Annotated in this window: 9 protein-coding genes; 1 reads left to right on the top strand and 8 read right to left on the bottom strand. The window is 49.0% G+C overall.

What is annotated here, in order from left to right:
- Nucleotides 1-186: 186 nt before the first annotated feature.
- From WC1_RS03470 to WC1_RS03500, 7 genes are all read right to left on the bottom strand, one after another.
- Complete coding sequence (locus WC1_RS03470) at nucleotides 187-945, bottom strand: amino acid ABC transporter ATP-binding protein (RefSeq protein ID WP_016151078.1); 759 nt, start codon at nucleotides 943-945, stop codon at nucleotides 187-189.
- 7 nt (nucleotides 946-952) lie between these two features.
- Complete coding sequence (locus tag WC1_RS03475; RefSeq protein WP_003844800.1) at nucleotides 953-2,056, bottom strand: amino acid ABC transporter permease; 1,104 nt, start codon at nucleotides 2,054-2,056, stop codon at nucleotides 953-955.
- Between the two features lie 9 nt (nucleotides 2,057-2,065).
- Nucleotides 2,066-3,247 (bottom strand): amino acid ABC transporter permease, encoded by a 1,182-nt coding sequence (locus WC1_RS03480; protein WP_003839866.1) that lies wholly within the window; start codon nucleotides 3,245-3,247, stop codon nucleotides 2,066-2,068.
- A gap of 69 nt (nucleotides 3,248-3,316) precedes the next feature.
- The gene (locus tag WC1_RS03485; protein WP_003025295.1) at nucleotides 3,317-4,342 is read right to left on the bottom strand and encodes an amino acid ABC transporter substrate-binding protein; all 1,026 of its coding nucleotides are present in this window, start codon (nucleotides 4,340-4,342) and stop codon (nucleotides 3,317-3,319) included.
- 460 nt (nucleotides 4,343-4,802) lie between these two features.
- A complete protein-coding gene (locus WC1_RS03490; protein WP_003025292.1) occupies nucleotides 4,803-5,024 on the bottom strand; it encodes a lipoprotein in 222 nt (73 codons plus the stop codon).
- A 270-nt stretch (nucleotides 5,025-5,294) separates the two neighbouring features.
- Nucleotides 5,295-8,408, bottom strand: a complete 3,114-nt coding sequence (locus tag WC1_RS03495) for an efflux RND transporter permease subunit (RefSeq protein ID WP_016151077.1) — start codon at nucleotides 8,406-8,408, stop codon at nucleotides 5,295-5,297.
- Nucleotides 8,409-8,419: 11 nt separating this feature from the next.
- Complete coding sequence (locus tag WC1_RS03500) at nucleotides 8,420-9,580, bottom strand: efflux RND transporter periplasmic adaptor subunit (RefSeq protein WP_016151076.1); 1,161 nt, start codon at nucleotides 9,578-9,580, stop codon at nucleotides 8,420-8,422.
- 419 nt (nucleotides 9,581-9,999) lie between these two features.
- On the opposite strand from WC1_RS03500, the gene envR reads away from it, so the two are divergent.
- The gene (envR, locus tag WC1_RS03505) at nucleotides 10,000-10,656 is read left to right on the top strand and encodes an acrEF/envCD operon transcriptional regulator (protein ID WP_003025283.1); all 657 of its coding nucleotides are present in this window, start codon (nucleotides 10,000-10,002) and stop codon (nucleotides 10,654-10,656) included.
- Nucleotides 10,657-10,701: 45 nt separating this feature from the next.
- Here envR and WC1_RS24125 read toward each other — a convergent pair whose 3' ends face one another.
- Nucleotides 10,702-10,866, bottom strand: a complete 165-nt coding sequence (locus tag WC1_RS24125) for a DUF2556 family protein (RefSeq protein ID WP_003025279.1) — start codon at nucleotides 10,864-10,866, stop codon at nucleotides 10,702-10,704.
- Nucleotides 10,867-10,913: the final 47 nt, after the last annotated feature.

Below are 10,913 nucleotides of genomic sequence, written 5' to 3'. Positions count from 1 at the left end.
TGGTCCCACCTGACCCCATGCCGAACTCAGAAGTGAAACGCCGTAGCGCCGATGGTAGTGTGGGGTCTCCCCATGCGAGAGTAGGGAACTGCCAGACATCAAATAAACGCAAAAAGGCCATCCGAAAGGATGGCCTTTTTGCGTTTATACGCGGGAATAAGCCGGAACTGTATCCGGCATATGGCTTTAATGAATAACCTGCGATAAAAACGCACGAGTGCGTTCAGATTTGGGGTGAGCAAAAAACTCATCCGGTGGTGCCTGTTCCACAATCTCGCCAAGATCCATAAAGATCACCCGGTCAGCTACTGTGCGGGCAAAGCCCATTTCATGGGTTACACATAGCATGGTCATGCCCGATTGTGCCAGACCTATCATGGTATCCAGCACTTCTTTTACCATTTCAGGATCCAACGCTGATGTGGGTTCATCAAATAACATGATTTTGGGTTTCATACACAGCGAGCGTGCAATGGCCACGCGCTGTTGTTGTCCACCAGAGATTTGCCCGGGATATTTATGCGCATGTTCGGCAATGCGGACCCGCTCGAGGTAGTGCATTGCCAGTACTTCAGCCTCTTTTTTCGGCATCTTTTGCACCCAGATAGGCGCCAGTGTGCAGTTTTGTAGGACAGTTAAATGAGGAAAGAGATTAAAGTGCTGAAAGACCATGCCAACTTCTTGTCGGACGCGCTCAATATTGCGGATGTCTTCATTGAGTTCAATCCCATCCACCACAATGCGTCCTTGCTGATGTTCTTCCAGATGGTTAATACAGCGGATAGTTGTCGATTTCCCCGAACCGGAAGGCCCGCATAATACGATGCGCTCTCCCTGTTTTACCTTCAGGTTGATGTTTTTCAGGACGTGAAACTGTCCGTACCATTTGTTGACGTTTTCCAGCGAAATCATCGCGTCGGTAGACGGCATTAATAATTGGCTCATAAATTCCTCAGTGCGGTGTACGCCCGGTGTTAAAACGTTTTTCCAGATGTTGGCTGTAACGCGACATACTGAAACAGAAGATCCAGTAAATCAGTGCAGCGAAAACATATCCTTCTGTCGACATACCCAGCCACGCAGGGTCCACAGTTGCTTGCTGCACGCTACTGAAGAGATCAAACAGACCGATGATAATGACCAGACTGGTATCCTTGAACAGGGCGATAATCGTGTTAACCAGGCCAGGGATAACCAGCTTGAGAGCTTGCGGAAGAATGACCAGCCCCTGAGTTTTCCAGTATCCTAACGCCAGTGATTCAGCGGCTTCATACTGACCTTTTGGTAGGGCTTGTAACCCTCCGCGAACCACTTCTGCGACATAGGCCGACTGGAAAAGAATAACGCCGACCAGGGCCCGGATAAGCTTGTCGATACTGGTTCCTTCGGACATAAACAGAGGAAGCATGACCGAGGACATAAACAGAACGGTAATCAACGGCACACCGCGCCAGAATTCAATGAAAATGACGGATAAAACCCGCACGACTGGCATATGGGAACGACGTCCCAGCGCCAGTAAAATGCCCCATGGAAGCGCGCCTGCAATCCCCACGGATGCGATAATTAGCGTCAGTGTTAATCCACCCCACTGCCGGGTTTCTACGCGCTCCAGCCCGAAAAAACCCCCGTACATCAGCCACCAAACCACCACTGGATAAACGACGGCCCAGACGGCGATATAGCGGCCACGATGCGGGATTGTTTTCAAGAACATGGGAACGATAGACAGCAAACCAATTATCAGGGCCAGATTTACACGCCAGCGCTGATCGTGGGGATAAAGTCCATACATGAATTGCCCGAAGCGTTCATGAATGAACACCCAGCAGGCTCCGGCTTTGGTGCAGTCTGCTCGGGTTGAACCTACCCAGTTGGCCTGAAAGAATACCCAGTTCAACAGTGGCGGAAGAAATGACCAAATCAGCCATATGCATAGTAGGGTGAGCAGGCTATTTGACCAACTGGAGAACAGGTTTTTACGCACCCAGAGTAGGCTGCGGTTTGCCGGATTACTGCGCTGGCGTGAGGGGTGAGACAGCAGGGCTTTTGTCATCATGGCTCCTTAGCGCTCAATCAGTGCAATACGGCGGTTATAAATATTCATCAGCAAAGAAATACTCAGACTAATGATCAGGTATACCGACATGGTGATGGCGATCGTTTCAATGGCTTGCCCTGTTTGATTGAGTACCGTGCCGGCAAACAGTGAAACCATGTCCGGGTAGCCAATGGCGGCCGCAAGAGAAGAGTTCTTGACGATATTCAGGTACTGGCTGGTCAGTGGGGGAATGATGACGCGTAGCGCCTGTGGGATGATTACCTGGCGTAGCGTCACCGGATTTGGCAGACCCAGAGAGCGTGCGGCTTCATGTTGGCCATAAGGAACGGCCTGAATTCCCGCCCGAATAATTTCTGCAATAAATGCCGAGGTGTACACCGAAAGCGCCAGAGTCAGTGCCGCCAGTTCGGGAATAAGCACCATACCGCCACGGAAGTTAAAACCACGAAGCGCGGGAATATCCCAGTGAAGCGCAGCGCCAAACATCCACTGTGAAATCACCGGTAAAAGTATGATCAACGCCAGAGCCGTGGGCCAGGTCCGACGTAGCTGGCCGGTTTTGGTTTGATGCATTCTGTTGAAGCGAAATAATCCGATGGTGACGACGATAGCGATAACGACAGCGGTGCAAAAGGCAAAAAAACCTTCTCCCATTTGTGGGGCCGGTATATAGAGCCCCCGGTTACTCAGGAACATCAAATCCAGTGCGTTAACAGCCTGGCGTGGGCCGGGCAGGTTACGTAATACAGCGAAATACCAGAAGAAGATCTGCAGCAGCGGCGGTATATTGCGGAACGTTTCGATGTAGATCGTCGAGAGTTTTCGCAATAACCAGTTATCTGACAAGCGTGCCAGTCCGAGAAAGAAACCGAGAATTGATGCGAAAACAATACACAATGCAGAAACTAATAGCGTATTGAGCAGGCCGACCACAAAGACACGACCATACGTATCGCCTTGCTCGTAATCAATCAGATGCTGGACAATACCAAATCCGGCACTGCGATCGAGAAAAGAAAACCCCGAGGTAATACCGCTATTGTTCAGGTTATTTATCGTGTTATGAATGAGATAGACCGCAATGCTGATAACCGCAATGACGGCGAGTATTTGAAATAACCAGGCGCGGACCGCAGGGTTAGAAAAGGATAACGATCCTTTTACGGTTGAGCGGCGATGGAACATAAGAAAACCTCAGTAACTATGACTCTGGGCTGAGCGCCGCAGTTGCGGCGCCCGTTACATCACTACGCATTAGCGCACCGGTGGCGCATATTGGATGCCACCGTTATTCCAGAGGTTGTTCTGTCCACGTTTGATCTTCAGCGGACTTTCCGATCCAACGTTACGTTCAAAGATCTCCGAATAGTTACCAACCTGCTTGATAATGTTGTAGGCCCATTTGTTATCAAGTTTCAGATCCTTGCCATAATCCCCTTCTTTACCCAACAGGTGAGCCATATCCGGAGTTGCTGGATTAGCTGCTTTTTCATCGACGTTTTTCGAGTTAACACCCATTTCTTCCGCATTCAACATGGCGAACAGCGTCCAGCGAACAATGGAGAACCACTCATCGTCCCCACGACGTACGACAGGTCCCAGCGGTTCTTTAGAAATAACTTCTGGCAGGACGATCCACTCCGCAGGATTGCTCAGCTTGATGCGTAGGGCATACAACTGAGACTGGTCGGAAGCCAGCGTATCGCAACGTCCAGATTCCAGAGCTTTGGCTGATTCATCCGAGCGGTCAAAGGTGACGGGGGTGTACTTCATATTGTTGGCTTTAAAGTAGTCGGCCACGTTCAGTTCGGTATCGGTTCCCGCCTGAATACAGACCGTTGCGCCATCCAGCTCTTTAGCGCTCTTCAGACCTGCTTTATTGTGGGTAAGAAAACCAATGCCGTCATAATACGTTACGCCAGTGAAGGACATACCCATACCGGCATCACGAGAGGAGGTCCACGTGGTATTACGAGAGAGCATGTCGACTTCACCAGACTGTAATGCAGTAAAGCGTTCCTTGGCGGTGAGCGGGGTATATTTTACTTTGCTATCATCACCAAATACGGCGGAGGCAACGCCACGACATACATCAACATCAATACCCGAGAACTTGCCGCTTGCATCGGCGTAAGAAAAGCCAGGCAAGCCGTCGCTGATCCCACATTGCACAAACCCTTTTTTCTTTACGGCATCAAGTGTTGCGCCGGCATGCGCCTGATTTGCAACAGCAAGCAGCACGCCGGCCGCAGCCAGGCTGGCGATTATCATCTTTTTCATAGAGCATCCTGTGTGGAGGAATTATTGTTATGGAAACGTTCTGAAAACGTCTTTTACCTGTCTGTGGCTTTGGCCATACTCTTTTAAGCAAAGGTAGTGCCAGTTTTTTGCGCCTGATTATTCGACGCAATATGCAGAGTGTAGACAGGAAAAAATAAATGCAGCGCCCTGAAGTGGTGCAAAATTGAAACGTAAGCCACATTTCAGCGCAAAAAATTTAAAAATCAGACAGGACGCGTGATAACGATTTCTGGCGTTAATATTAATGGCGTGAGAATAATGAAAAGAAACTGTGGTGTAACGAAAAACAGAAAAAATGCTAATTTTAAATCGTGGATGTGTGAGGGAAATCTATAATAATTTTATTATATGTCAGTCGCTATTAAGCAACGTTTTGTCTTATATGTAGATTTTATGCTTAGTGCTCAAAGCGCGGTAATAACCGCGCTTTTGAGATGATTTATTTGGTCAGGGCGACAATCCCAAGTGTCAGTCCGGCAACGGCTGCAGCACCACCGGCGATGGCTCCGGCTGTTTCCCAGTTATCCTGGGTAGTGCCTTTCATACAGGTATTGGTATGAACCAGGCGCCCCTGATCGTCGTATACAGGTACGCAAGGAGAATCGTGAGCACAGCCAGCCAGGAATGCGGTAAGCAATGCAACGGATATTAATCTTTTCATGGTGTTACCTCAAAATAAGCGTTTCGCTAATTAAGCAAAGACAAACGCTAAGCCATCTGCGAACTCGGTGATTATTTTACCACTTCTTAAAAAAGGACTGACATGAGGAATAATCTCAATTCATGTGGATTGTAAAAATAATGGATGAAAAGAAAGGTCGTAGGCGAGTTTAGAGGGGTAGTTTAAATGAAATAAATGGCTATCTTACTAATAAATAAAGAGGAGCATCGTAGGTAAAAAAGGCGTCCGTAGACGCCTTTATTTTACAAATTAATCGTTGTGCCGACTAAAACGCCGTCTCACGACAACAAAGAAGACGGGGACGAAGAAGATAGCCAACAATGTTGCGGTCAGCATTCCTCCCATAACACCTGTACCGACCGCATTCTGTGCACCACTACCTGCTCCGTGACTGATAACCAGAGGCATAACCCCCAGAATAAAGGCCAGGGATGTCATCAGGATAGGACGAAGACGCATACGCGATGCCTCCAGCGTCGCTTCAATCAACCCCTTGCCTTCTTTATCCATCAGGTCTTTGGCAAACTCGACGATCAGGATGGCGTTCTTAGCCGAGAGGCCGATAGTGGTTAGTAAGCCAACCTGGAAATAAACATCGTTATTCATCCCGCGCAGTGATGCTGCTAACAATGCGCCTACAACACCGAGTGGTACAACCAGCATCACCGAGAAAGGAATAGACCAGCTTTCATACAATGCGGCAAGGCAAAGGAATACTACGATTAACGAGATGGCATACAGCGCAGGCGCCTGGTTACCCGACAGCCTTTCCTGATAAGACATACCCGTCCAGTCATGACCAATACCATTCGGCAGTTTTTCCGCCAGACTTTCCATCAGCGCCATTGCTTCACCAGTGCTTCGCCCTGGTGCCGCTTCGCCCAATATTTCCATGGATGGCATACCGTTGTAACGTTCCAGTCGCGGTGAACCATAAATCCAATGTGATGCACTGAACGCAGAGAACGGAACCATTTCGCCATTGGAGCTGCGGATATACAGATTATTGATGTCCGCTGGCAGCATGCGGTATTTTGCATCCCCCTGAACGTACACTTTTTTCACACGACCGCGGTCAATAAAGTCATTGACGTAATAGCCGCCCAGTGATGCGGAGATAGTTTCGTTGATATCCGACAGCGATACCCCCAGTGCCTGTGCTTTCTCCTGATCAACATCCAGCTTAAACTGCGGAGTATCTTCCAGTCCGTTAGGACGAACGCGAACCAACAGATCGGGGTGTTTAGCCACCATTCCCAGTAGTTGGTTACGCGCTTGCGTCAACGCAGTATGCCCCAGACCGCCCTGATCGATCAGCTCAAAATCGAAGCCGGTTGCGGTACCCAGTTCAACAATAGCGGGCATATTGAAGGGGAAGACTAACCCATCGCGGATCTGGCTGAACGCGCGTGTGGCGCGTGCAATGACCGCTTCAACACTATTTTCCTCGCCGCTACGTTCATTCCAGGGCTTGAGGCTAACGAATGCCAGACCTGAGTTTTGCCCCTGACCGCTGAAGCTAAAACCGTTAACCGTGAAGACGCTTTCGACGTTAGCTTTCTCATTGGTCAGGTAGTACTGAGTAACTTGATCCAGTACTTTCTGGGTGCGCTCTTGCGTAGCTCCTGCCGGAAGTTGAATCATTGTCATAAACACACCCTGATCCTCCTCTGGCAGGAAGGAGGTCGGCAGGCGCATAAACAGAACCGCCATTCCGATCACGATGATCAGATAGACGACAAGGTAACGCCCTGTTTTACGCACAATACCGCTGACGCTATTGGTATAGTGATTGACGCTGTGATCGAATTTGGCATTAAACCAGCCAAAGAAACCGCTTTTTTTCTCGTGATGCTCAGCCGATACCGGCTTCAACAACGTTGCACAAAGCGCAGGAGTCAGGATCAGCGCTACCAGTACAGAAAGCGCCATGGCGGAAACGATGGTAATGGAGAACTGCCGATAGATAGCCCCAGTTGAACCGCCAAAGAAGGCCATCGGGATAAATACCGCAGACAGCACCATGGCAATACCAACCAGTGCCCCCTGTATTTGTGACATGGACTTTTCCGTCGCCTCTTTAGGCGGCAGATTATCTTCCATCATCACGCGTTCCACGTTTTCCACCACCACTATCGCATCATCGACCAATAGACCGATGGCGAGCACCATGCCGAACATCGTCAGGGTGTTTATCGAGTAGCCAAACGCGGCAAGTACGGCGAATGTGCCCAACAATACGACGGGGACAGCGATGGTTGGAATGAGCGTTGCCCGGATGTTTTGCAGGAACAAATACATGACCAGGAACACCAGCACGATCGCTTCAAACAGCGTTTTTACCACTTCATGAATGGAGATGGTCACAAACGGCGTCGTGTCGTATGGGTAGACCACCTTCATTCCCTGCGGGAAGAATGGTTGCAGTTCAACCAGCTTGGCTTTGATAGCGTTCGCGGTATCCAGCGCGTTTGCCCCGGTTGCCAGCTTGATCCCAAGGCCGGATGCAGGCTTACCGTTAATACGCGCCACGACGTTGTAGTTTTCCCCACCCAACTCGATACGCGCGACGTCTTTCAGGTGAACAACCGAACCATCGCTGTTCACGCGTAAAGTCACTTTCCCGAACTCTTCAGGGTCTTTCAGTCGCGTTTGCGCAATGATAGAGGCGTTCAACTGCTGGTTAGGTAATGCAGGCGTCCCCCCTAACTGACCTGCGGCAATCTGATCGTTCTGTACCTTCAACTGATTGATCACATCAACCGGCGTGAGCTGATATTTGTTCAATAAGTTTGCATCCAGCCAGATGCGCATGGCGTACTGTGCACCAAACAGCTGCACGTCACCCACGCCATTCAGACGGCTGATTGAGTCTTTAACGTTCGAAGCGACGTAGTCGGAAATGTCATCCTGTGTGGTTTGGAGGTTGTCAGAAACAAAACCCGCGACCATCAAAAAGCTGCTACTCGATTTCTCGACGCTGATCCCTTGCTGCTGAACTTCTTGCGGCAGTAACGGAGTGGCGAGCTGCAGTTTATTTTGCACCTGTACTTGCGCGATATCGGGATCGGTACCGGACTGGAAAGTCAGCGTAATAGTCACACTCCCGGCTGAGTCGCTGGTGGAGGACATATACATCAGGTTATCGATACCATTCATATTCTGTTCGATAACCTGTGTGACTGTATCCTGAACCGTCTGCGCATCTGCACCAGGATAGGTTGCAGAAATGGCGACCGCAGGAGGCGCAATGGTCGGGTACTGTGCCACGGGCAGTTGTATGATTGCCAGAGCACCCGCCATCATCAGAATGATAGCCAGTACCCAGGCAAAGATAGGACGCCTGATAAAAAAGTTAGCCATGTCCGGTTACCTTATTGGGCTTTCGTGGCAGGAGTTTCGGTATCGGCGGTTGCTTTAACCTGAACGCCTGGACGTGCTTTCTGTAAGCCGCTCACGATAACTTTGTCCCCCGGTTGCAGGCCTTCGCTGATAAGCCATTTGTCGCCAATGGCTTGTGCGGCAACGACTGCGTGAGACTCAACCTGACTCTTGTCATTGACGACCATTACGGTGGCATCGCCGCGAGGCGTACGCGTTACCCCCTGCTGCGGAACGAGAATGGCATTTGGCTGAACACCTTCATCAATGCGCGCGCGCACAAACATGCCCGGCAACAGCGTATGCTCTGGGTTAGGGAATACGGCTCTGAGGGTGATTGATCCGGTGCTTTCATCAACCGTCACATCAGAAAACTGCAAAGAGCCTTTTAGCGGGTATGACTGACCATTTTCCATCACCAGTTCGACCGTACTGCTGGTGCTGTCTTTATGCAGACTCCCTTGTTCAACAGACTGTTTGAGGCGCATAAAGTCGTTACTGGACTGTGTTACGTCGACGTAAATGGGATCGAGTTGTTGAACGGTAGCAAGCTCTGTAGCCTGGCCATTCGTGACTAATGCGCCTTCGGTGACGTTAGATTTACCGATGCGTCCGCTAATCGGCGATGTCACTTTTGTGTAGGCCAGATTGATACGCGCGCCTTCGACCGCCGCTTTTGCCGCGATCACGGAGGCATCGGCCTGACGAGCATCAGCAATTGCCTGATCGTACTCTTGCTGGCTGATGTACTTGGTGCCAACCAATGGCACATAGCGTTTTACCGTTAAATGCGCGATTGCAGCAGCCGCTTCACTCTTCGCCAGTTCACCTTTGGCGCTGTCATAGTCGGCCTGGTAAGTCGCGGGATCGATCTGATAAAGCGACTGTCCGGCTTCAATATCGCTTCCCTCAGTGAAATTCCGTTTAAGCACTATCCCGCTGACCTGGGGACGGACTTCTGCAATTCGGAATGCCGTTGTGCGCCCGGGTAATTCGGTCGTTACAGCTAAAGGAGCCTTTTCGACGACATGAACAGTCACCTGCGGTTCTGCGGGATGAGCTTGTGTTTCTCCCTGATCGTTACAACCGGCGAGTAATGCAGCGGAGACGATGATGAATGAGGGCAGGAGTGAAAACCTGGCATTTTTCGTCATTTCAATTCCTTAAAAAACCGAACGCTCGTTATTAACCGGGTAATGCAGGGGCGATAACGCGCACAAGAGAAAATAATAGTTGGCTATCCTACAAATTATTAGCTAGCGATGTAAGTAATACTTATTTATGGGTGCGATTCACGGCACGTAAAAGCAAAAAGAGATTAATCGACTGTTGTTTCATTGAGGTGTTAATAGCAATACTATGATGCGTATAAACACAAATTGAAATAAGCATTTGGTTTATGAATGTATTTATTGTTGGTATTTGTTTTGTTTATTTGTGTGCAAAGTCAGTAATAATATTTTTTAGGGCTCGTTTAAATAAATGCTAAGTGATACATTTATTGCGTTTAGCAAATATTAGATAAGAAAGTTAATCATTCTCTACCTTACCCTTACCTCAAACAGCTGAAACCATGGCCAGAAAAACGAAAGCTGATGCCCTCAAAACGCGGCAGCACCTGATAGAAACAGCGATTGTACAGTTTGCCGCACGTGGCGTAAGCAATACGACGCTAAACGACATTGCAGACGCCGCCAGCGTGACGCGGGGGGCGCTGTATTGGCATTTTGAAAACAAGACGCAATTGTTTAATGAACTATGGTTACAACAACCGCCATTGCGCGATCTTATTCAGGACCAGCTTATTGGCCGTTGGGGAGATAATCCTTTACAGCGACTGCGTGAAAAGTTAGTTGTGGGGTTGCAATATATTGCGCAGAATCCTCGCCAGCAGGCATTAATGCAAATTTTATATCATAAATGTGAATTCCATAACGATATGATATCGGAACAGGCTATTCGTGAAAAAATTGGTATCAATCATCTGGGTATGCGCATTGCCTTGCAAAAATGTATGGACGACGGACTTATCGCAACCAGCCTTGATTTAGACGTTATAATAATTATTCTTCATGGGAGTTTTAGTGGCATTGTTAAAAACTGGCTCATTAATCCAATGAGTTATGATCTTTATAAACAAGCGCCAGTATTAGTTGATAATGTATTAAAAATGTTAAGCCCAGATGGTAGCGTAAGGCAATTAGCGCAGAGTGAGAGTCAGGTGGGGTAGTTTTAGCCGCCAGGCCTGACGGCTGCTGAAGTGGGGTTGGTGGCGCTATTCGAGGTCGACGCAGTTGACCAGCTTAAGGGGATTCACTGAGTTCATATTCCGGCACTTATCGTGCTCTGTTGTCATCAGCTCTATCCATTGGATGAGCAGCGCATCAAAAAGAAAAACGAATACTGCAAAAACAACCAGCCACCAATACTTGCGAATCATTACCAAACCCTGTGTATTCATGCCCAAGCGTGCAGGGAATATACACG

Origin of the sequence: Citrobacter sp. KTE30 (assembly GCF_000398825.1) — a bacterium.
Classification (GTDB): Bacteria; Pseudomonadota; Gammaproteobacteria; order Enterobacterales; family Enterobacteriaceae; genus Citrobacter; species Citrobacter freundii.
The sequence above is the reverse complement of the archived record's forward strand: the minus strand, read 5'-3'. Positions and strand labels throughout refer to the sequence as shown.